This window comes from Streptomyces sp. NPDC053750 (genome assembly GCF_044544295.1).
Taxonomy (GTDB): Bacteria; Actinomycetota; Actinomycetes; order Streptomycetales; family Streptomycetaceae; genus Streptomyces.
In genome coordinates, this window is record NZ_JBITXB010000007.1 from 361,339 (window position 1) to 383,703 (window position 22,365).

A 22,365-nucleotide genomic window follows, 5' to 3' on the forward strand; every position below is an offset into this window, starting at 1 on the left:
CGGGCCCCTCGGCGTGTCCGGGTGCGGGTCAGAGCCGGTGCGCCGCTCCCGTGGGCGTCGCCCCCCGTGTGTCCAGCAGCAGCTGGGCCTTCACCGACAGGCCCTGGAGGTCGTACGTGCGGTGCTGCTGGAGGAGGATCGTGAGGTCGGCGTCGGCGGCGGCCTCGTAGAGGGAGTCGGCGCGGGGGACGGGGCGGTCCAGGACGTTCCAGGACGGGATGTGCGGGTCGTGGTAGCTGACCGCGGCGCCCATGGACATCAGGCGGGTCGCGATCTCCTCGGCCGGGGTCGCCTGCTGGTCGGCGAGGTCGGCCTTGTAGGTGACGCCGAGGAGCAGGACGCGGGCGCCGCGGGCGGACTTGCCGTGCTCGTTGAGGAGGGCGGCGGCGCGCTGGACGACGTAGCGGGGCATCTGGGAGTTGACCTGCTGGGCCAGCTCCACCATGCGCAGGCTGTGGGGGGCCTGGCCGGTCAGGTCCTGGGGGACGGAGTGGCCGCCGATGCCGGGGCCGGGGCGGAAGGCCTGGAAGCCGAAGGGTTTGGTCTCGGCGCAGCGCAGGACGTCCCACAGGTCGACGCCGAGGTCGTTGCAGAGGACGGCCATCTCGTTGACGAGGGCGATGTTGACGTGCCGGAAGTTGGTCTCCAGGAGCTGGACCGTCTCCGCCTCGCGGGGGCCACGCGCGCGTACCACCTTGTCGGTGAGGCGGCCGTAGAAGGTGGCGGCCGACTCGGTGCAGGCGGGGGTGAGCCCGCCGATGACCTTCGGGGTGTTGGCCGGGGTGAAGTCGCGGTTGCCGGGGTCGACGCGGCTGGGGGAGTAGGCGAGGTGGAAGTCGCGGCCGGCGCGCAGCCCGGAGCCCTGCTCCAGGATCGGGCGCAGGAACTCCTCCGTCGTCCCGGGACGCACCGGCGACTCCAGGATGACGGTGGTGTACGGGCGCATGTGGGCGGCGAGGGTGCGGGCGGCGGCCTCCACCTGGGTGAGGTCGAGGCCGCCGTCCGCGCCCGGTGCGGTGGGCGCGCAGATGACGGCGGTGCGGACGCGGCCCAGCTCGGCCGGTCCGGCGGGGGTGCGGAAGCCCGTCGCGAGCATGCGGCGCAGTTCGGCGGGGGTGAGCGGGTCGGCCTCGGGGCCGGTGCGGTAGCCGAGGGTGGCGACGCCGGCGGCGACGGCGGCCTGGGCCAGCGGCAGGCCGTACGGGCCGAGTCCGATGACGGCGAGATCTGCGGGCATGGCGTGGGCCGTCCTTCCCAATAACCGAAGCGGGACAGGCGCGCAAGCCCGGTGGACAGGGTGGGCGAGCACAACGTCAGACTAGGAGTAAATATGACCGATTTGCGGGATTGATCCGCCGAGTTTCGGTGAGTGTCGAGTGCCGAGGGTGAGCTGGGGGGACGGTGCGGGAAGTCGCGGGGGGAGTTGTCCACAGGCTGGGGCCGCGCGGCGGCCGATGTCGGGCAGGCCGGTCAGAATCTGGGCATGGTGGGTACCAGGAACCGGGCTTCGCCCGACGGGTGTCTTCGCCCGGCGGGTGCGGCCGACGCGACCGACAGCGGGAGGCAGCAGTGAGGACAGCGACCCTGGGGCCGGCGCAGCGCGCCGAGTCGCTCGCGGCCATGGCCGAGCGCGAGCTGGACGTACTGGTGGTGGGCGCGGGCGTGGTCGGTGCGGGCACCGCCCTCGACGCCGTGACCCGGGGCCTGTCCACCGGCCTGGTCGAGGCACGGGACTGGGCGTCGGGCACCTCCAGCAGGTCCAGCAAGCTGATCCACGGCGGCCTGCGCTATCTGGAGATGCTGGACTTCGCGCTCGTACGGGAGGCGCTGAAGGAGCGCGGACTGCTGCTGGAGCGGCTCGCGCCGCATCTGGTGAAGCCGGTGCCGTTCCTGTACCCCTTGCAGCACAAGGGCTGGGAGCGGCTGTACGCCGGGTCGGGCGTCGCGCTCTACGACGCCATGGCCATGGCCCGCGGGCACGGCCGGGGTCTGCCGATGCACCGCCACCTGAGCCGCCGTCACGCCCTGCGGGTGGCACCCGCCTTGAAGAAGGACGCGCTGGTCGGCGCGCTCCAGTACTACGACGCCCAGATGGACGACGCCCGGTTCGTGACGACGCTGGTGCGCACGGCGGCGGCGTACGGCGCCCAGGTCGCCAACCGTGCGCGCGTGACCGCGTTCCTGCGTGAGGGCGAGCGGGTGGTCGGCGCGCGCGTGCAGGACGTCGAGGCGGGCGGGGAGTACGAGATCCGCGCCAAGCAGATCGTGAACGCGACCGGGGTGTGGACCGACGACACCCAGTCGTTGGTGGGCGAGCGCGGCCAGTTCCACGTGCGGGCGTCCAAGGGCATCCACCTGGTCGTGCCCAAGGACCGCATCCACTCCACCACCGGCCTGATCCTGCGCACCGAGAAGTCCGTGCTGTTCGTCATCCCCTGGGGCCGGCACTGGATCATCGGCACCACGGACACCGACTGGGACCTGGACAAGGCGCACCCGGCCGCCTCCAGCGCGGACATCGACTACCTGCTGGAGCACGTCAACTCGGTACTGTCCGTCCCCCTGACGCGCGACGACGTCGAGGGCGTGTACGCCGGACTGCGCCCGCTGCTGGCCGGCGAGTCGGACGCCACCAGCAAGCTGTCGCGCGAGCACACCGTCGCGCACCCGGTGCCCGGCCTGGTCGTCGTCGCGGGCGGCAAGTACACGACGTACCGGGTGATGGCCAAGGACGCCGTGGACGAGGCGGTGCACGGACTCGACCTGCGGGTCGCCGACTGCGTCACCGAGGAGACCCCGCTGCTCGGCGCCGAGGGCTACCAGGCGCTGTGGAACGCGCGGGCGCGGATCGCCGCCCGCACCGGCCTGCACGTCGTACGCGTCGAGCACCTGCTGAACCGGTACGGCGCGCTGGCGGAGGAACTGCTGGAACTCGTCGCCGCCGACCCCGCGCTGGGCGAACCGCTGCACGCCGCCGACGACTACCTGCGCGCCGAGGTCGTCTACGCGGCCTCCCACGAGGGCGCGCGGCACCTGGACGACGTACTGACCCGGCGCACCCGCATCTCCATCGAGACCTTCGACCGGGGCACCCGCAGCGCCCGTGAGGCGGCCGAGCTGATGGCCCCGGTGCTGGGCTGGGACAAGGACCAGATCGAACGGGAGATCCAGCACTACGAGAAGCGAGTGGAGGCCGAGCGGGAGTCGCAGCGTCAGCCGGACGACCTGACGGCCGACGCGGCCCGGCTCGGGGCGCCGGACATCGTGCCGCGGTAGGCCTGGTGGCAGGGACCGGCGGGGCGGGTGTGACGCACGGTCACCCCGCCGTGCCGCCTCCCCTCGCCTCCGGTGGGCGCCAGAGGCACCCTGGGCGTCGAGCACTTGTCGGGTGAGGGACAATGAAGGCTCTGTCAGGGCGGGTTGCATGAGGGGACGCATGTCGGAGGCGGAGCGGGCGGGAACACCCCGAACGGACAAGAGCGCACGTCTCCTCGCCGGGCGGTACCGGCTGGGAGACGTGCTCGGCCGCGGCGGCATGGGGACGGTGTGGCGCGCCGAGGACGAGACCCTCGGACGCACGGTCGCCGTCAAGGAGCTGCGGTTCCCGGGCAACATCGACGAGGAGGAGAAGCGGCGCCTGATCACGCGCACGCTGCGTGAGGCCAAGGCGATCGCGCGGATCCGCAACAACAGCGCCGTCACGGTCTACGACGTCGTCGAGGAGGACGACCGCCCGTGGATCGTGATGGAACTCGTCGAGGGCAAGTCGCTCGCCGAGGCCATCCGCGAGGACGGCCTGCTGGAGCCCAAGCGCGCCGCCGAGGTGGGTCTCGCCATCCTCGACGTGCTGCGCTCCGCGCACCGCGAGGGCATCCTGCACCGTGACGTGAAGCCGTCCAACGTGCTGATCGCCGAGGACGGCCGGGTCGTGCTCACCGACTTCGGCATCGCCCAGGTCGAGGGCGACCCGTCCATCACCTCCACCGGCATGCTCGTCGGCGCCCCCTCCTACATCTCCCCGGAGCGCGCCCGCGGCCACAAGCCCGGCCCGGCCGCCGACCTGTGGTCGCTGGGCGGACTGCTGTACGCGGCGGTCGAGGGCACCCCGCCCTACGACAAGGGCTCCGCCATCGCCACGCTCACCGCGGTCATGACGGAGAACCTGGAGGAGCCGAAGAACGCCGGCCCGCTGCGGGACGTCATCTACGGGCTGCTCAACAAGGACCCCGCCCTGCGGCTCGACGACGCCGGCGCCCGGGCGATGCTCAACAAGGTCATCCACGCGCCGGACAAGGCGGACGAGCCCGAACCGGCCGACGCCACCAAGGTCGTGCCGCTGCCGGAGCAGCCGGACGAGCGGGCGCGCCGGGGCGGTTCGGCGGGCGCCGGCGGCAAGCGGGGCGAGGAGGCCGGGGAGCGGTTGCGCGGGGCGCTGCGTTCCGTGCGCAAGGCCGCCGTCGGGGCGGGTGCGGCCGGCGCCGCGGCTGCCTCCCGCGCCAAGCAGGGCGGCGCCGACCGTGCCGCTTCGGGCTCCGCCGGTTCTGGCGGTGCGGCCGGTGCGGCCGGTTCGTCCACCGCGTCGCCGTCCGCCGACACGGCCGCCGCCACGTCGGCACCGACCGGAGTCCGCTCGGGTGCGGGCGCCGGAGCGGGTGCGGGTGCAGGCGGCGTTGCTGCGAACGCGCCTGCGGGTACCCGGAGTTCCGGCTGGCCGGTCGTGCCGCCGCCGGACCTGCCGGCCAGGCCCGTGCCCCGGGCGCCGATCACCGACGTGGTGTCGCGCCGGACGCTGGTGATCATCGCCGTCGTCGTGGCGCTCGCCGTGCTCGGCACCGTGCTGGCCCTCACGCTCGGCGGAGGCGACGAGGACGGGGCCAAGGGCGGCAGCGGTGACAAGGCGGTCGCCACCGCCGACGCGAGCGGTGACACCAAGCAGGACGAGGAGAGCGGGACCGGCACCGACGGCTCCGCCTCCGACGAGGCGACGGACGGATCCTCGGCCGGCGCACCGAGCTCCGGAGCGAGCGCGTCCGGCGATGCCGGGGCCGGCGCCGGGACCGGGTCGGGCGATGCCGGGAAGTCCGGCGACGACGAGGGCGTGGCCGCCACCCACCAGGGCAAGCAGGGGTACAGCATCGGACTGCCCGAGGGCTGGAAGTACCAGTCCGCGAGCTCCGCGGGCGACCGGTTCACCGGCCCGAACGGTCAGAAGCTGCTCGTCGCCTGGACGTCCACGCCCAAGAGCGACCCGGTCGCCGACTGGAAGAACCAGGAGCGGGGCATGATCCGCTCGCAGTACAAGAGGATCCGCATCGAGAAGGTGGGCTACCGCGGCTGGAACGCGGCCGACTGGGAGTTCACCTACACGAGTGGCGGCACCAAGTACCGGACCGTGGACCGGGGGTTTGTCGTCAACGACCACCAGGGCTACGCGCTGATGTACACCGCGAAGGCCGCGGACTGGGACAGCGACCTGCGCCGGGACACCTGGCAGACCCTGTCGAGGACCTTCCAGCCCAAGTCCTGAAGCGGGGGAGTCCGGGTTTGACCGGCCGGATATCCGGCATCCCCTCTTTGCGGGTTGCCTCCGGCACGTATCGTGAGTGCTTGCGGACCGTACGCAGCCGGAACGGCCCGCGGGGCGAACGGAATTGACCGACGGGCTGCCGGGGGTGGCGACGTGGACGACTATGCGGGACGGGTGCTCGCCGACCGCTACCGCCTGCCCCTGCCGCCGTCCGACGAGTACGAACTCACCGAGACCCGGGCCTTCGACACCTACAGCGGCCAGGAAGTCCTGGTCCGACAGGTGCCGTTGCCGGAGGTCGTCGAGGCGGAGGTGCTCGACGCGGACGGTCTGCCCGACGGGTTCACGGCCCGGGACGGCGGCGTCCGGCACACCGGCCGGCGGCCGTCGGCCGACCGCGGTGGCCCGCGGCGGCCCACCGACCCGGTGGTGCGCCGTGCCGTCGAGGCCGCGCAGGCCGCGGCCGCCGTCCCCGACCATCCGCGGCTGGACCAGGTCTTCGACGTGTTCGCCGAGGGTGGCTCGCTGTGGATCGTGAGCGAACTGGTGGCCGCGAGGCCGCTGGCCGCGCTGCTCGCCGAGCAGCCGCTGACGCCGTACCGGGCGGCCGAGGTGGCCTCCGACATCCTCCTGGCGCTGCGCGTCCTGCACACCTACGGCTGGGTGCACCGGAACATCACCGCACGCACGGTGCTGGTCTGCGACGACGGACGCGTGATGCTGACCGGCCTGGCGGTCGGAGCGGCGGAGGAGGCCCTGTGCGGCTACGACCCGGTCCCCGCCCCTGAGGGCGAGACGGACGGGAGCGCTGCGGACCCGGGCGGGGCGGTTCCCGGTACGAGGGCGCCCCTGGCCGGGGGCTTCGGGTCCGACGCCGGTGCCGCGGGCCGGGGTGGTGTGCCGGGCTCCGGTGGCGCCGTGGGCCCCGGTGGTGGTGACCCCGAGGCTGCGCGGCGGGCCGCCATCGAGGCACGGGCCGTCGAAGGGCTGCCGGGGCCCGGGGTTCAGGGGCCGGGCGGGAGCACCGCCGGGAGCGCGCCCGCTTCACTCGAGGCCGGCGGTGACGTCCGCGCCGCCCGCGCCGGGGCGATCGCCGCGTACCGCGCGGGAGCCCGCGCGGCGGCCCGCGTCCAGGAGGCGCAGAACGGCCGCACGGCCCTGCCCGGCGCCCGCCCCGCCCCCGACAACGCCCCGGCCCGGCCGCCCGGCCCCGGCAGGCACGGAACGGAACAGGGCGGCGCCGCGCAGGCGTTCCACCCCACCGACCACGGCACGTCCCCCGGGGCCGCCCCGCCCGGGCAGATCGCCGACCCCTACGGCGTACGCACCGCCTCCTGGCACGGCGCCGCCCCCCGCGCCGCCGCCCCCCGCACTCCCGGCGACCCGGCCCCCGCCGCAGCACCCCCCGCTGCGGCGGCCGGGCGTGCCCTGCCCGCCGCGTCGCGGCAGGAGGACGCCGTGTCCTCCGGGCACTGGGACGACCTGCTCTCCCGTACCCCCACCCGGCACGGTCCGGCCACCGCGCTCGCCGCCGAGCGGGCACGGCAGGCGCGGATGGCCGTGGTCGGGCCCGTCACCGAGCGCTGGGCGCCGGAACAGGCCGGCCCGGTGCACGAGAACTGGCAGCTGGCCGCGCCCATCGGCCCCCCGACCGACCTGTGGGCCCTGGGCGCGCTGCTCTACCGCGCCGTACAGGGCCACGCGCCCTACCCGGAGGATTCGACCGCCGAGCTGGTGCAGATCGTGTGCGCGGAGCCGCCCGCGTTCGCCGAGGAGTGCGGGCCGCTGCGGCCCGTCGTGGAGTCGCTGCTCCGTCAGGACCCCACCGAACGCATCGACTTCGAGGAACTGCGCGGATGGCTGCGCTCCCTGGTGCGCTCGGCGCCCGAGGCGGAGGCCGGCCTGCACGTCGTCGCGGCACCACCCGCCGACACCAGCCGGCTGCCGATCGTGCGCCGCCGGGGCGAACTGGTGCGCAGGCGGCGCGCCGGACTGCCCGCGCATCACGGCCGGCACAAGCGGGCCAGGCAGGAGACCACCCGCTCCCCGCGCAGCCTCGGCCGGACCCTGCTCCTGCTGATCCTGCTCGCCCTGGCCGGAGCGGTCGCGTACGCCATGTTCTTCATGCCGAAGAGCGACACGAGCGGGTCCGGCGCCCCGGACCGCACGGGCGCCGCCGGCGAGGCGAGCCAGGCGCCGCCCGCGAAGTCGCCGGACGTCAGCAGTGAGCCCCGCCCGGAGCAGACGTCCCCGAAGGAAGGCCCGAGCGCCTCGGAAACGTCGGCCGGCTCCACCGGGCCGCAGACCAACGACCCCGACGTCGCCGACGGATTCACCCTGCGCAAGGACGCGGAGGGCTTCCGCGTCGCCGTCGCCGAGGGCTGGAACCGCACGCCCCGCAACGGCAGTGGCCAGGTCGTCTACGCCAAGGGCGACTTCGAGCTGATCGTCGTACCGGGCCGCGACCGTGCCTCCGAGTTCGGCGCCGACCTCATGACCTACCAGCGCGAGAGCGAACCCGAGTTGGCTTCGTACCGTGCCTCCAGCTGGGCCACCTCCAGCGGTCTGAAGACCATCGACGTCGGCGGACGGACCATGGTGGAGGGGCAGTTCACCTGGACCGCCGGCGACGGCGGCGAGCTGTACGTGCGCAACCTCGCGATGCTGATCGACGGCCGCTACCACGTGGTGCAGGTCCGCGGCCCGGAGGCGGAGCGTGACGAGGTGACCCGGCTGTTCGAACAGGCCTCGGCCACCTACCAGTACACGCGCTGACGGTAGTTCGGCCCGATGGTTGCCTCCTGTCACAGAAAGCGACAACCGTCACAGAGCGGTTTCCAAGCCACCCCACCCGTTCCGCGGACGGGAACCGGTCCCTAGTCTGACCCTGACAAGACCATTGCGGGGCAACGTGAATCAGATGCAGGGCCGGCTCGTCGCGGGCCGTTACCGGCTCGGCGAGGCGATCGGCAGCGGCGGCATGGGCCGCGTGTGGCGCGCTCACGACGAGGTGCTGAACCGGACCGTCGCCATCAAGGAGTTGACCGCCGCGCTCTACGTCTCCGAGAGCGACCAGGCGATCCTGCTGGCGCGCACCCGGGGCGAGGCGCGCGCGGCCGCGCGGATCAACCACTCGGCCGTCGTCACCGTGCACGACGTACTCGAACACGACGGCCGGCCGTGGATCGTGATGGAGCTGGTCGAGGGCCGCTCGCTCGCCGACGCGGTCAAGGAGGAGGAGCGGGTCGATCCGCGGGAGGCGGCCCGTGTCGGCCTGTGGGTGCTACGTGCCCTGCGCGCCGCGCACACCGCCGGCGTCCTGCACCGCGACGTCAAGCCGGGCAACGTCCTGCTCGCCGACGACGGCCGCGTGCTCCTCACCGACTTCGGCATCGCGCAGATCGAGGGCGACTCCACCATCACCCGGACCGGAGAGGTCGTCGGCTCCGTCGACTACCTCGCGCCCGAGCGGGTCCGCGGCCACGACCCCGGGCCCGCCTCCGACCTGTGGGCGCTCGGCGCGACGCTGTACACGGCGGTGGAGGGCAGGTCGCCGTTCCGCCGCACCTCACCGCTCACCACCATGCAGGCGGTCGTCGAGGAGGAGGCCACCGAGCCCCGGTACGCCGGCCCGCTCGCGCCCGTCATCAGCGCCCTGCTGCGCAAGGATCCGGCCGCCCGGCCCGACGCGACCGAGGCCGAGCACTTGCTCGCCCAGGCGGCGGAGGGGCGGCGGCCGAACGCGGCCCAGGCGTATGTGCCGACGCAGTACGCGGGCTCGCGGGGGTACGGCACCCCGGCCCACCCGGGGACGCCCGGGGTACCCGGGTCGCCCGGATCGGCCGAGCCGGCGGGTGGGGCCGCAGCAACGCCGCCGTACTCGTCGACGACCGGCCCGACGACGGTCGGTCCCACGTCGGTGGGCCATGCACCCGCCGGCCACGTGCCTGCCGGGCACGCGCCTGCCGGGCACGTGCCTGCCGGCCACGCGGCGACGGGTCACATACCCATGGGCGGGACGCCCACGACCCCCACGCTCGCGGGGCAGTCCGGACCACCGGGCACCCCCGCCGCCGGACACCCCCGGCGCGGCCGTCGTCGCATGCTCGCCCTGGTCGTCGCCGTCGCCGCCCTCATCGGCGCGGGCACCGCCGTGGTGCTGCAACAGGGGGACGGGGGCGGCTCATCGGCCGGCCCGGACCCCACCCACGCACCGTCCGCCTCCGCCTCTTCCTCCCCCTCCGCCTCCGCCACGACCGGCAAGGACCCCGGCGGCTCCGTCCCGGCAGGCTGGGTCCGCCGCGACGACCCGTTGGGTTTCAGCCTCTACCTGCCCGAGGAATGGCAGCGGACGGAGTTCGACGACTCCGGCGAACTCAAGCAGGTCGACTACACCCCCGACGGCGGCGAGCACATCATCCGCATATCCGTCGACACCGCTCCCGACTACAACGACCCTTACGCGCACCAGCTCGACCTGGAGGTCCAGCTCCAGCGGCTGGTCGGCTACGAGCGCGTCGCCATGGAGCGCACCACCTACCGCGACCGCGACAGCGCCTGGTGGGAGTACACCTGGACCGCGCTGGCGAAGGACACCCCCTTCCCCGGCCCGCGCCGGGCCGCGGCGCAGACGTATCTGTCCCGGAACGGCGTCGAGTACGCCCTCAACATGTCGGGTCCCGCGAACGACTGGCCGACCACCCGACAGCAGTTCACGGCGGTGCTGCAGAGCTGGCAGGAGCAGACCGGCTGACACCCGCGGCGTGCGCCGTGCGCGAGCCGCCACAACGGCGCTCGCGCACCCGTCGGTTGTCGGCCACCCGCGTCTCGGCTGCCCGGATCCGGCCCGTCCGGTGGGGCATGATGGAACGCATGGTGACCGAGGGGGCGGGCGGGCGTGTCATCGCGGGCCGTTACCGGCTCCATGAACGGCTCGGCCGCGGCGGTATGGGCATCGTGTGGCGGGCGACCGACCAACTGCTCGCCCGCCAGGTGGCGGTGAAGGCGCTCCCCGTGGGCGAGACCCTCTCCGCGGCGGAGGGCCGGCGGCGTCGCGAGCGCACCCTGCGCGAGGCCCGCGCGGTCGCGCAGCTGAGTCACCCGCACGTCATCGTCGTGCACGACGTCGTCGAGGACGACGAACGCGCCTACATGGTCATGGAACTGGTCGACGGCGGCTCGCTCGCCGACCGCGTTCTGTCCCACGGCCCGGTCGACGCCACCGAGGCCGCCCGTATCGGCATCGCCCTGCTCGACGCCCTGCGCACCGCGCATGCGGCCGGCATGCTGCACCGGGACGTGAAACCGTCGAACGTGCTGGTCGCCGAGGACGGCCGGGTCGTCCTCACCGACTTCGGCGTGGCCCAGGTCGCGGGCGCCACCACACTCACCGAGACCGGCTCCTTCGTCGGTTCCCCCGAGTACACCGCCCCGGAGCGGATGTCCGGTGCCGGGACCGGGCCGGAGTCCGACCTGTGGTCGCTGGGCGTCCTTCTGTGCGCCATCCTGAGCGGCGCATCCCCCTTCCACCGCGACTCGCTCGGCGGGGTCCTGCACGCCGTGGTCACCGAGGAGATCCGCCCGCCCGCGGAGGCCGGGCCGATCCTGCCCGTCGTACGGGGCCTGCTCGAACGCGACCCGCTGCGGCGGCTGGACGCGGCGGAGGCGGAGCGGATGCTGCGCGCCTTCCTGACCACGGGCCGTACCCCCGCGCCCGCCCGGGCCGGAGAAGCCCGGCACGTGACGCGGGGCGTACTCGCGGCGGTGCTCTTGGTGGTCGCGGCGGCGGGCGCGGGCATCGCGACGGCGGCGCTGCTCGCGGACGAGGGCGGTGACGGGGGCGGTACGCCGTCGAGTTCGGCCCCCGCGACCCCGACGACCGAACCCGCAACGCACCTAAACGGCAGATAAGAGGCAACCCGAGTCACGGGTCTGTGACCGCCGGGCATCCGCAGTGGAAAGGGATGCGCCGGGCACGGTATGGATGAACCCATGAGCAGCAACAACGGGGGGCCCCGCGAAGGGGCGGACGAGCCGACCAGCTTTGACCTGCGACCACCCCATCCACCGGTGGCCGTGCCGCATCCCGGGAACCCGTACGCGGCACCCACCCAGGTCGTGCCGCCGCAGGCCCAGGCTCAGGGGCAGGCGCAGGCTCAGGGGCGGGCCCAGGCTCAGGGGCAGGCGCAGGCGCAGGGCGTCGGGCGGCTCATCGCCGGCCGCTACCGGCTGCTCGCCAAGCTCGGCCACGGCGGCATGGGCACGGTGTGGCGGGCGAAGGACGAGACCGTGGACCGCGAGGTCGCCGTCAAGGAGCCCCGCGTACCCGATCACCTTCCCGAACGCGAACGGGACAACGCCTTCGAGCGGATGCGCCGGGAGGCGCGCGCCGCGGCCCGGCTCGACCACCCCTCGGTGGTCAACGTGCACGACGTGGCGGTCGTGGACGGCCGGCCGTGGATCGTGATGGAGCTGGTCCAGGGACGCTCGCTGGGCGACGCACTGCAGGAGGGCACGCTGGACGCCCGCGAGGCGGCCAGGATCGGCCTGGAGGTGCTCGGCGCGCTGGAGGCCGCGCACGCGGCCGGCATCCTGCACCGGGACGTGAAGCCGGACAACGTGCTGCTCGGCCGGCACGACCGGGTCGTCCTCACCGACTTCGGCATCGCCCAGATCGAGGGCGAGACCAACCTGACCGACACCGGCGGCTTCGTCGGCTCGCCCGAGTACATCGCCCCGGAGCGGGTGCTGGGCCGGCGGCCCGGCCCGGCGAGCGACCTGTGGTCCCTGGGCGTGGTGCTGTACGCGGCGACGGAGGGCGTCTCCCCCTTCCGCCGCAGCAACACGCCCGCCACGCTCCAGTCGGTGCTCAACGCCACGCCCGCGCCGCCCGCCGCCGCGCAGGGACCGCTGGCCGAGGTCCTCACGGGCCTGCTGGACAAGGACCCGGCGCGCCGCCCGGACGCCGCCCGGGTCCGCGCCCTGCTGGACGCCGCCGCGAACCCGCCCGCGCCGCCGCCCACCCGGATGGTCCGGCTCGACGGGGCTCAGGAGCCGGGCGGAACGCCCGTGTCCAAGTGGGGCGTCCGGCTGGGCCGCAACGCGTGGATCACCCTCGGCGCGGCGGTCGTCGCGGCGGCGGTGGCCTCGTACCTGGTGATCGCGGACCCCTTCGCGGGAACGGAATCGTTGCCGAAGGGCTGGAAGCAGCAGAAGCTCGACGGCAAGGTCGGCATGAGCGTCGGCATGCCCGCCGAGTTCGTGAAGCAGAAGCGCCCCGACGACTGGGACGGCACCAACGAGACGTTCGCCGACCCGAGCGGCGCGGTCGTCGTCTCCGTGGACCGGGACGCCGAGGCCGACGACAAGGACGGCGAACTCCCGGCCACCGCCATCGCGGGCGCGTGGGCGGACTGGGACACGCTCAAGGACGGCGAGTACTCCTGGAACATCGACGACGATCCCGCCCCCAAGGGGGAGCCGAAGGAGACCGAGCACAAGGGCGAGAGCGCGGCCGAGAACACCATCCGCTACACGACATCGGACCTGCAGAACCCCCGCGAGCGCGAGCTCCGCGTCCTCTACTACAAGGCCGAGAACGGCGACCTGTGCAAGGTGTCGATCGACTACCCCGGCAAGGGCTACTTCGCCGCCGAGGGACGGGAGATCGCCCGGACGGTGATCGCCAACTGGGAGGTCGACGAGTCCTGACGCGAGAGGAGGGCACGTAACCTCCTGATCAGCGGGTTTGTTGCCAGCGATCACTGGCGTTGTGTGAGCACTCGGTGAATCCCCGTTACCGACGGGTACACAAAGCTCTCCCGGCGTCATACCCTGCCGCTCATGACGGACGCGCACGCCCCGGAAATCACCGGCACGAATCCTCTCGCCCCCGCACCCGAGGGCGCCCGCACCGCTGCCGACGTGGTCACGCCCGAGCTGGTCGCCCAGCTCACCAAGGGCGTGGCCGGCTCCGGCCGGACCGCCAACCACACGCCGTTCACCGGCGAGAAGCTGGCCGACCTGCCCGAGTCGACGCCCGAGGACGTGGCCGGCGCCTTCGAGCGGGCCCGCGCCGCCCAGGACGTGTGGGCCCGCACGCCGGTACGGCAGCGCGCCGCCGTCCTGCTGCGCTTCCACGACCTGGTCCTGGAGCGCCAGGCCGAGGTCCTCGACCTCATCCAGCTGGAGACCGGCAAGGCCCGCCTGCACGCCCACGAGGAGGTCCAGGCCGTCGCCGTCGCCGCCCGGCACTACGGCCGCAAGGCCCCCGCCTACCTGCGGCCCAAGCGGCACACCGGCGCCATCCCGACCCTGACGAAGGTCACCGAGCTGCGGCAGCCGCGCGGGGTCATCGGCCAGATCGTGCCGTGGAACTACCCGTTCGAGCTCTCCGTGGGTGACGCGCTGCCCGCCCTCGTGGCGGGCAACGCGGTCGTGATGAAGCCCGACACCGAGTCCTGCCTCACCGCGCTGTGGGCCCGTGACCTGCTGATCGAGGCCGGACTGCCGGCCGACGTCCTCCAGGCCGTCATCGGGGTCGGCCCCGTGATTGGTCCGGAGGTCGTCAAGCACGGCGACTACGTCTCCTTCACCGGCTCCACCCGCACCGGCCGGGAGGTCGCCACCGTCGCCGCGGACCGGCTGGTCGGCGTCTCGCTGGAGCTGGGTGGCAAGAACGCCATGCTGGTCCTGGAGGACGCCGACATCGAGAAGGCGGCGGCGGGCGCCGTCCGCGCCTGCTTCTCCTCCGCCGGTCAGCTGTGCGTCTCCATCGAGAGGCTCTACGTCCACGAGTCGGTGGCCGACGCCTTCCTGGACCGCTTCGCCGCCCGCACCCGCGCGATGCGGCTGGGCAGCGCCCTGGCCTACGGCGCGGACATGGGCTCGCTGGTCAGCGGGCACCAGCTGGAGACCGTCAAGCGTCACGTGGAGGAAGCCGTCGACAAGGGGGCGCGCGTCGTCACCGGAGGTGTGGCCCGCCCGGACATCGGCCCGTACTTCTACGAGCCGACCATCCTCGACGGTGTCACCGACGCCATGGCCCTGTGCTGCGAGGAGACCTTCGGACCGGTCGTCTCCGTGTACCGCTTCTCGAGCGTGGACGAGGCCGTCGACCGCGCCAACGCCACACCGTACGGGCTGAACTCGTCGGTCTGGACGACGAACGCCCGTCTCGGTCACGAGGTCGCCGCCCGGCTGCGCACCGGAACGGTCAACATCAACGAGGGCTACGCCTCCGCGTACGGCAGCGTCCAGTCCCCGATGGGCGGCATGAAGGACTCCGGCATCGGCCGCCGACACGGCTCCGAGGGCATCCTCAAGTACACCGAGGCCCAGACCGTCGCCCACCAGCGACTGCTGCCGATGGCCCCGTCACTGGGGATGGACGACGAGAAGTACGCGGCGTTCATGAGCCGGAGCCTGCGCCTGATGAAGGCATTCCGCTTCCGCTGACCCCCTTACCAACGCCCGTTCTCAACGAGGAGAGCACGTGTCGCAGGAGAAGTCTGTCCAGACCCGGGACGAGAACGGGTACGACTACGACGTCATCGTCGTCGGCTCCGGCTTCGGCGGCTCCGTGTCCGCCCTCCGCCTGACGGAGAAGGGCTACGACGTCGGCGTCCTGGAAGCCGGCCGCCGCTTCACCCGCCAGTCGCTGCCGAAGAACTCCTGGGACCTGAAGAACTACCTCTGGGCCCCCAGGCTCGGCATGTTCGGCATCCAGCGCATCCACCTGCTCGGGAATGTCATGGTCCTGGCAGGCGCGGGCGTCGGCGGCGGCTCCCTCAACTACGCCAACACCCTCTACGTACCGCCGAAGCCCTTCTTCGACGACCCCCAGTGGCGTGACATCACCGACTGGCAGGACGAGCTGGCGCCGTACTACGACCAGGCCCGGCGCATGCTCGGCGTCCGCCTCAACCCGACGATGACGCCCTCCGACGTGCACCTGAAGGCCGCGGCCCAGCGAATGGGCGTCGGCGACACCTTCCACATGGCGCCGGTCGGCGTGTTCTTCGGCGACGGCGAGGACGCCGACGGCACGGCGAAGGCGAAACCGGGCGAGCAGGTGCCCGACCCCTACTTCGGCGGCGCCGGACCGGACCGCAAGGCGTGCAACGAGTGCGGCGAGTGCATGACCGGCTGCCGGCACGGCGCGAAGAACACCCTCAACGAGAACTACCTGTACCTCGCCGAGAAGGCGGGCGCGGTCGTCCACCCGATGACCACGGTCGTCTCGGTCACCGAGGACTCGCGCGGCGGATTCGCGATCGCGACGCTCCCCACCGACCGGCGGAAGAAGAGCGCGGGCCGCACCTTCACGGCCCGCCGGGTCGTCATCGCCGCCGGCACCTACGGCACCCAGACCCTGCTGCACCGCATGAAGGCGGGCGGCCGGCTCCCGCACCTCTCCGACAAGCTCGGCGAGCTGACCCGCACCAACTCCGAGGCCCTGGTCGGCGCCCAGACCATCGACCGGCGCTACCGCCGGGCCACCGGCGAGCCACGGGCCGACTTCACGCGCGGCGTCGCCATCACGTCCTCGATCCACCCGGACGCCAACACCCACATCGAGCCGGTCCGGTACGGCAAGGGCTCCAACTCGATGGGCGGCCTGTCCATCCTCCAGGTCCCGTACGCGGGCGAGTCCGCCTCGGGCGCCCACCGCGTCCTGGGCTTCCTCGCGCACGCCGCCAAGCACCCCGTGCAGGTCCTGCGCTCCCTGTCCAACCGCCGCTGGTCGGAGCGGACGATCATCGGCCTGGTGATGCAGTCGCTGGACAACTCCCTGACGACCCACCTGAAGCCGACGGGCGTGGGCAAGGGCCTGCTCACCGCCCGCCAGGGCCACGGCTCGCCCAACCCCAAGCAGATCAAGGCCGCCTCCGAGGGCGCCTCCGCGCTCGCCGCCGAGATCAACGGCTTCGCCGGTTCCAACGTCGGCGAGCTGATGGGCACCCCGCTCACCGCCCACTTCCTCGGCGGCTGTCCCATCGGTGCCTCCCGCGACACCGGCGTCATCGACCCGTACCACCGGCTCTACGGCCACCCCGGCATCTCGGTCGTCGACGGCGCCGCGGTCTCGGCGAACCTGGGCGTCAACCCGTCCCTGACCATCACCGCGCAGGCCGAGCGCGCCATGTCCTACTGGCCGAACAACGGCGAGTCCGACCCGCGCCCGGCGCAGGGAGCGGCGTACGAGCGCCTCGCCCCCGTCGAGCCCAAGTCCCCGGCGGTCCCGGCGGAGGCCTTCGGCGCGCTCCGGCTGCCGTTCCTGGGGATGCCGACGGTGCCGCCGAAGAAGTAGCGGACGACACAGAACAGAAGGACCTGCGCCCCCCTCCGAGCGCAGGTCCTTCCCGTCTTGCGTCAAGCCGTGCCGACGGTTACGCCTCGATGCCGGCCTTGCGCCGCCGCACCACGAACACCGCACCGCCACCGACGACGACGGCGAGCCCGCCGGCGAGGCCGATCATCGGCAGCGCGGAGTTGGAACCGGTCTCGGCGAGGCTGCCGGTGGGCAGCTCGGAGACGTTGCCCTGCGGCTTCTTCACCGAGATCTTGTCGCCCTTGGAACCCTTGTCGCTCGGCTCGGCGGTGCCGGGGTCGGGGTTGGCCGAGCCGGACTTCAGGACCTGGAAGTCGTACTGGGCCCAGCCCGCGGCGATGCACTCCTGGCCGTCGATGTCGTCCAGGTAGGCGCCGAACGCGAAGGAGTAGGCGTCACCGGCGGGGGCATTGGCGTCGATGCTGAGCCGCAGGTCGACGGTCTTGCTCGCCTTGGCCTTCAGCTTCTCCACGAAGAAGAAGTAGTCACCGGCCCACTCGTCGGTGCCGATGCGCTCCCAGGCGCCGGACTCGGGGTTCTTGAACTCCAGGTCGACGTACGAGCTGAGGAACTTCTTCTCGTCCTCGAACTCGTAGTTCTCCACCTCGGCGTAGAACGCGACTTCCTTGACGTCGGTCTTCGACTCGTTGGTGACGGTGAGCTGGAACGCGTGGCGGCCGTCGCCCGCGACGATCTTGCCCGGCAGGCCCTTGATGGCCGCGGACACCTTGGCGCCGGAGTAGTCCGCGTCGATGTCCTCGCAGAACGGGACGTCGTCCGGCTCCTCCGGCTCCGTGGGCTCGCCGGTCGGCGCCGAGGTCGACGGGGCGGGGCTGGTCGTCCCGGAGCCGCCGGGGGTGCTCTCCTCGTCGGACGGGGTGCTCTGCTCGTCCGAAGGCGTCGACTGCTCGTCGGACGGCGTGCTCTGCTCACCGGCCGGCGTCGACTGCTCGTCGGAAGGCGTCGACTGCTCGCCGGCGGGGGTGCTCTGCTCGTCCGAGGGCTTGGTGTTCCCGTCGGAGGAGGAATCCTGGTCGTCCGAGGAGGTGTCCGTCTCGGACGAAGCGCTCGCTGACGGGGCCGGGTTCTCGGTCGCGAAGGCGGCCGGTGCCGACAGCAGTGCCAGCGGAGCGATGACGGACGTCGCGGCCATGGTGACGATGGCGCGGCGAAGCTTCATGAAGACCTCGTGAAGTCAGGCGTACCGCGTCTGTGCGGTACGGGGCTCTGAGGAGGCCTCCGCGTGTGGGGCGCGGTGGACCCTTCGGACCGATCCACTCGATCGGTTCGCCGTGTTTGATCGGCGAAGCCTGTGATTGGTTGCCCTGACCTCACAGAATTCTTATGTTGCCTGCACCACACGGTTCGCCACACGGATCTCATGGTGTCCGCACCACACACGAAGGGCCCCGCGGGATGTGCCCGCGGGGCCTTCCGGTGCAGTTGTGTGAGGGGGTCGTGCAGGGACGTCTCGACCGTGCGGTCCGGATCCGGACCTTCCCGTCGGCCGGCCCCGGGCGTCCCCGGAGCCGGCCGTTCTCTTGGGTGACCGGGCTGCTGTCCCCTGCCGTCCGGTCACTTTCCTGGAGCGAGGTCCCACGACGTGCGGCACGATGCGCACGTCTCATCGCTCCAGCGAGCCACGCGTGGTTCTTTCGGGCCCGCCCCTGGCTGACACGGACACCGGGACCAACGAAGCCGCTCCCGTACCGGTCACGCGCCGTACGGGTGAGAAGGCGCCCGAACTCAGATGCGACCCCGGCACAGCTCCAGCATCGTCATCGCCAGCGCGGTACCCGGCTTGCCCAGCGCCTGCCGGTAGTGGTCGAGGACCTCCATCTCGCGGGAGAGGTTCACGCGCCGGCCGCCGGAGGTGATCCGCGCCTCCTGGATGACGGCGGAGACGGCCATCCGTTCCTGGATCAGTCCGATGATCCGGTCGTCGAGCGCGTCGATGCGTTCCCGGGCGCCGGTGATCACGTCGGCGGCCTCGGTGGTGCGGGCGCCGGTCTTGTCCGCCGCGGTGGCGGTCGTGGTGGCGGTCGTGGTCGTGGTGGTGGTGTTGTTCGTCGCGGTGGCCATGGGGGGCTCCTTCAGGGGGCTCGGGAGGCGGGCCCCGGAGCGACAGGGTCCGGGAAACGGCAGGCGCCCCGGGCCTTGTCGGCCCGGGGCGCCTGGGAAGTCGCTTGTCAGTTGCTCAAGCAGCACGACCATGGCAGCCGGTGGGCCGGTTGCCATAGGTAAACAGGAAGGTCGAGTGCGTGAGCATGGGCCCAGTATGCCCCGGGAGCGGACGGCGTCCAAGCCGGTTCGCATGATGAGACGTGGGGGCGGGAGGGTGCCGGGCGCCACGGGCGGGCCGGGTCACCCGCCCACCTCGGTAGAATCGGGAGCACAAGACCCCCGCCCGACCGCCGGAAGGCACCCCGTGTCATCAGCGACTCCCGCTGCCGCCGCCCCCGACACCGTCCTGGTCGTCGACTTCGGCGCGCAGTACGCCCAGCTCATCGCCCGTCGTGTCCGCGAGGCGCGGGTCTACAGCGAGATCGTGCCGAGCTCCATGCCGGTCGACGAGATGCTCGCCAAGAACCCGGCGGCCATCATCCTCTCCGGCGGCCCCTCGTCGGTGTACGAGCCGGGCGCCCCGACCCTCGACCGCTCCCTGTTCGAGGCCGGCGTCCCCGTCTTCGGCATGTGCTACGGCTTCCAGCTGATGGCGCAGACCCTCGGCGGCACCGTCGACAACTCCGGCGCCCGTGAGTACGGCCGTACGGATCTGCACGTCTCCAAGACCTCCTCCACCCTCTTCGAGGGCACCCCGGCCGAGCAGGACGTCTGGATGTCGCACGGCGACGCCTGCTCCGCCGCCCCCGAGGGCTTCACCGTCACCGGCTCCACGGACGTCGTCCCGGTCGCAGCCTTCGAGAACGACGAGAAGAAGCTCTACGGCGTCCAGTACCACCCCGAGGTGATGCACTCCACGCACGGTCAGCAGGTGCTGGAGCACTTCCTGTACCGCGGCGCGGGCCTGACCCCCGACTGGACCACGGGCAATGTCATCGAGGAGCAGGTCGCGGCCATCCGCGAGCAGGTCGGCGACAAGCGCGCCATCTGCGGCCTGTCCGGCGGCGTGGACTCCGCCGTCGCCGCCGCCCTCGTCCAGAAGGCCATCGGCTCCCAGCTGACCTGCGTCTACGTCGACCACGGCCTGATGCGCAAGGGCGAGACCGAGCAGGTCGAGAAGGACTTCGTCGCCGCGACCGGCGTACAGCTGAAGGTCGTGGACGCCAGCGAGCGGTTCCTGAAGGCGCTGGCCGGGGTCTCCGACCCCGAGGAGAAGCGGAAGATCATCGGCCGCGAGTTCATCCGCGTCTTCGAGCAGGCCCAGGCCGAGATCATCGCCGACCAGGGCCCGGCCGTGGAGTTCCTGGTCCAGGGCACCCTCTACCCGGACGTCGTCGAGTCCGGCGGCGGCACCGGCACCGCCAACATCAAGTCGCACCACAATGTCGGCGGGCTCCCCGAGGACCTCGAGTTCAAGCTCATCGAGCCGCTGCGCAAGCTGTTCAAGGACGAGGTCCGGATGGTCGGCCAGGAGCTCGGCCTGCCGGACGAGATCGTCCAGCGCCAGCCCTTCCCGGGCCCCGGTCTCGGCATCCGTATCGTCGGCGAGGTCACCAAGGAGCGCCTGGACCTGCTCCGTGAGGCCGACGCCATCGCCCGCGAGGAGCTGACCGCGGCCGGTCTCGACCGCGACATCTGGCAGTGCCCCGTGGTGCTGCTCGCCGACGTCCGCTCGGTCGGCGTCCAGGGCGACGGCCGCACCTACGGCCACCCGATCGTGCTGCGGCCCGTCTCCTCCGAGGACGCGATGACCGCCGACTGGTCGCGGCTGCCGTACGAGGTCCTCGGCAAGATCTCCACCCGGATCACCAACGAGGTCGCGGAGGTCAACCGGGTCGTCCTCGACGTGACGTCGAAGCCGCCGGGCACGATCGAGTGGGAGTGAGCCCCGGGCTCAGGCCCGCTTGAGAGTGCGCACCGGCTCTCCGGGCTTCCAGACCTGGACGACGAGATACGCGTCGTCCTCGACGTAGGTCCGCACGACCTCCGTCAGCTCGGTGCGGAAGAGGTGGAACGGCTCCGGCGGTTCCACCTCCTTCACGTACGCCGCCTTCGTCGCCCCGTCCTCGACCTCGACCGCCCGTCCGCTGATCCGTACGTCCCCGCCGCCCATGCCGGTGCCGTCGCCGGGGTTCGCCTGGAGCGCGAAGCGCGGGTCGCGGCGCAGGTCGAGGGCCTTGAGCGAACCCGGCATCATGCCGAGCCACAGCTCTCCGTCCAGGAAACGCACCTCCAGGCCGGTGGTGCGGGGCGAGCCGTCCTTGCGCAGGGTCGCGAGCGTGTGGTGCGTGTACGCGCCGAAGCGCGCCTCGACGGTGGCGGCCAGTTCGGGTTCGGCGGCGGCGAGGGAGGCCCAGTTCGCTGTCATACGGACAGTGTGGCGGCGATACCCGACAGCTTCTGTCCGGTATTCGTGGCGTGTCCGTTCTTCGTGGCGCGCAAGGCGTGTCCCTTTGCCGAAGGGTTCTGTCCCCCAGGGCTGACCGACGGTAACTTCCGCATCGTCACGCAATCCAGTGCCGGAGGACTGAGGACACATGCACGGGACGTCCGGGGCCACTCCGCCCCCGCCGCTGCCCACCGACCAGTTGCGGTTCGCGATGCCGCCGATGCACGACTCGGTCGAGGACGAGCGCCGGCACCGCAAGGAACGGCTCGCGGGCGCGCTACGGCTCTTCGGACGGTACGGGTTCGAGGACGGCGTCTCCGGGCACATCACGGCCCGCGACCCCGAGTTCAGCGACTGCTTCTGGGTCAATCCGTTCGGCATGCCGTTCCGGCACATCACCGTGAGCGACCTGGTGCTGGCCAACTCCGAGGGCCAGGTGGTGGAGGGCCGCTACCACGTCAACCAGGCAGCCTTCACCGTGCACGCCCAGGTGCACGCCGCCCGCCCGGACGTCGTCGCGGTCGCCCACTGCCACTCGGTGCACGGGCGCGCCCTCTCGGCACTCGGCGACCTCCTGGACCCCATCACCCAGGAAAGCTGCGCCTTCTACGAGGACCACGCCCTGTACGACTCCTACTCCGGCGTCGCCGTCGACATCGAGGAGGGGCGGCGCATCGCGGAGGTGCTCGGGTCCGGCAAGGCGCTCGTGCTGCGCAACCACGGGCTGCTGACCGTCGGCGACTCGGTGGACGCGGCGGCCTGGTGGTTCATGTCGCTGGAGCGGTCCTGCCAGGTGCAGCTGATGGCGAGGGCCGCAGGCCGGCCGGTGCTCATCGACCACCGTCAGGCGGAGGCGACCCGGGAGCAGCTCGGCGGCGACCTGGTGGCGTGGATCAACTACCAGCCACTGTGGCAGGAGATCACCCGGAGCGAGCCGGACCTGCTGGACTGACCTGCTGGACCGACCTGTTGGACCGACCTGTTGGACCGACC

At 72.5% G+C, this 22,365-nt stretch carries 14 protein-coding genes; 10 read left to right on the forward strand and 4 right to left on the reverse strand.

Annotated elements, in window-relative coordinates; all coding sequences use genetic code 11:
- Positions 1–28: 28 nt before the first annotated feature.
- Positions 29–1,237 carry a nucleotide sugar dehydrogenase gene (locus ACIGO6_RS22425; protein ID WP_399878782.1) on the reverse strand — a complete coding sequence of 403 codons (1,209 nt, stop codon included), beginning with the start codon at positions 1,235–1,237 and terminating at the stop codon, positions 29–31.
- 332 nt (positions 1,238–1,569) lie between these two features.
- Here ACIGO6_RS22425 and ACIGO6_RS22430 point away from each other — a divergent pair, with 332 nt between their 5' ends.
- From ACIGO6_RS22430 to ACIGO6_RS22465, 8 genes are all read left to right on the forward strand, one after another.
- On the forward strand, positions 1,570–3,276 hold the full coding sequence (locus tag ACIGO6_RS22430) for a glycerol-3-phosphate dehydrogenase/oxidase (RefSeq protein ID WP_399878783.1): 1,707 nt from the start codon (positions 1,570–1,572) through the stop codon (positions 3,274–3,276).
- Between the two features lie 160 nt (positions 3,277–3,436).
- A complete protein-coding gene (locus ACIGO6_RS22435; RefSeq protein ID WP_399878785.1) occupies positions 3,437–5,527 on the forward strand; it encodes a serine/threonine-protein kinase in 2,091 nt (696 codons plus the stop codon).
- Between the two features lie 153 nt (positions 5,528–5,680).
- Positions 5,681–8,302, forward strand: coding sequence for a protein kinase (locus ACIGO6_RS22440; protein ID WP_399878787.1), 2,622 nt, complete (start codon positions 5,681–5,683; stop codon positions 8,300–8,302).
- A 145-nt stretch (positions 8,303–8,447) separates the two neighbouring features.
- The gene (locus tag ACIGO6_RS22445; protein WP_399878957.1) at positions 8,448–10,280 is read left to right on the forward strand and encodes a protein kinase; all 1,833 of its coding nucleotides are present in this window, start codon (positions 8,448–8,450) and stop codon (positions 10,278–10,280) included.
- Positions 10,281–10,390: 110 nt separating this feature from the next.
- A complete protein-coding gene (locus ACIGO6_RS22450) occupies positions 10,391–11,437 on the forward strand; it encodes a serine/threonine-protein kinase (RefSeq protein WP_399878789.1) in 1,047 nt (348 codons plus the stop codon).
- A gap of 81 nt (positions 11,438–11,518) precedes the next feature.
- Entirely contained in the window at positions 11,519–13,237 is a 1,719-nt protein-coding gene (locus ACIGO6_RS22455; protein ID WP_399878791.1) for a serine/threonine-protein kinase, read from the forward strand.
- 132 nt (positions 13,238–13,369) lie between these two features.
- On the forward strand, positions 13,370–14,983 hold the full coding sequence (locus tag ACIGO6_RS22460) for a succinic semialdehyde dehydrogenase (RefSeq protein ID WP_399878792.1): 1,614 nt from the start codon (positions 13,370–13,372) through the stop codon (positions 14,981–14,983).
- Positions 14,984–15,020: 37 nt separating this feature from the next.
- Complete coding sequence (locus tag ACIGO6_RS22465; RefSeq protein WP_399878794.1) at positions 15,021–16,838, forward strand: GMC oxidoreductase; 1,818 nt, start codon at positions 15,021–15,023, stop codon at positions 16,836–16,838.
- Positions 16,839–16,917: 79 nt separating this feature from the next.
- Here the strand turns inward: ACIGO6_RS22465 and ACIGO6_RS22470 are convergent, their stop codons facing one another.
- Together ACIGO6_RS22470 and ACIGO6_RS22475 are read right to left on the reverse strand one after the other, a co-directional pair.
- On the reverse strand, positions 16,918–18,039 hold the full coding sequence (locus tag ACIGO6_RS22470; RefSeq protein ID WP_399878795.1) for an LAETG motif-containing sortase-dependent surface protein: 1,122 nt from the start codon (positions 18,037–18,039) through the stop codon (positions 16,918–16,920).
- A gap of 566 nt (positions 18,040–18,605) precedes the next feature.
- Positions 18,606–18,941 carry a chorismate mutase gene (locus ACIGO6_RS22475; protein WP_399878796.1) on the reverse strand — a complete coding sequence of 112 codons (336 nt, stop codon included), beginning with the start codon at positions 18,939–18,941 and terminating at the stop codon, positions 18,606–18,608.
- A 346-nt stretch (positions 18,942–19,287) separates the two neighbouring features.
- On the opposite strand from ACIGO6_RS22475, the gene guaA reads away from it, so the two are divergent.
- On the forward strand, positions 19,288–20,868 hold the full coding sequence (gene guaA / locus ACIGO6_RS22480) for a glutamine-hydrolyzing GMP synthase (RefSeq protein ID WP_399878797.1): 1,581 nt from the start codon (positions 19,288–19,290) through the stop codon (positions 20,866–20,868).
- 9 nt (positions 20,869–20,877) lie between these two features.
- On the opposite strand, the gene ACIGO6_RS22485 is transcribed toward guaA, so the two are convergent.
- Entirely contained in the window at positions 20,878–21,351 is a 474-nt protein-coding gene (locus tag ACIGO6_RS22485; RefSeq protein ID WP_399878799.1) for a pyridoxamine 5'-phosphate oxidase family protein, read from the reverse strand.
- A 169-nt stretch (positions 21,352–21,520) separates the two neighbouring features.
- Between ACIGO6_RS22485 and ACIGO6_RS22490 the strand changes: the two genes are divergently transcribed.
- A complete protein-coding gene (locus ACIGO6_RS22490) occupies positions 21,521–22,324 on the forward strand; it encodes a class II aldolase/adducin family protein (RefSeq protein WP_399878801.1) in 804 nt (267 codons plus the stop codon).
- Positions 22,325–22,365: the final 41 nt, after the last annotated feature.

What these genes read in the sequence shown, in the direction of transcription:
- ACIGO6_RS22455 (WP_399878791.1), top strand. Translation starts at nt 11,519, where the DNA reads ATGAGCAGCAACAACGGGGGGCCCCGCGAAGGGGCGGACGAGCCGACC.
- ACIGO6_RS22475 (WP_399878796.1), bottom strand. Translation starts at nt 18,941, where the DNA reads ATGGCCACCGCGACGAACAACACCACCACCACGACCACGACCGCCACC.
- ACIGO6_RS22470 (WP_399878795.1), bottom strand. Translation starts at nt 18,039, where the DNA reads ATGAAGCTTCGCCGCGCCATCGTCACCATGGCCGCGACGTCCGTCATC.
- ACIGO6_RS22435 (WP_399878785.1), top strand. Translation starts at nt 3,437, where the DNA reads ATGTCGGAGGCGGAGCGGGCGGGAACACCCCGAACGGACAAGAGCGCA.
- ACIGO6_RS22460 (WP_399878792.1), top strand. Translation starts at nt 13,370, where the DNA reads ATGACGGACGCGCACGCCCCGGAAATCACCGGCACGAATCCTCTCGCC.
- ACIGO6_RS22485 (WP_399878799.1), bottom strand. Translation starts at nt 21,351, where the DNA reads ATGACAGCGAACTGGGCCTCCCTCGCCGCCGCCGAACCCGAACTGGCC.
- ACIGO6_RS22445 (WP_399878957.1), top strand. Translation starts at nt 8,448, where the DNA reads ATGCAGGGCCGGCTCGTCGCGGGCCGTTACCGGCTCGGCGAGGCGATC.
- ACIGO6_RS22450 (WP_399878789.1), top strand. Translation starts at nt 10,391, where the DNA reads ATGGAACGCATGGTGACCGAGGGGGCGGGCGGGCGTGTCATCGCGGGC.
- ACIGO6_RS22490 (WP_399878801.1), top strand. Translation starts at nt 21,521, where the DNA reads ATGCACGGGACGTCCGGGGCCACTCCGCCCCCGCCGCTGCCCACCGAC.
- ACIGO6_RS22425 (WP_399878782.1), bottom strand. Translation starts at nt 1,237, where the DNA reads ATGCCCGCAGATCTCGCCGTCATCGGACTCGGCCCGTACGGCCTGCCG.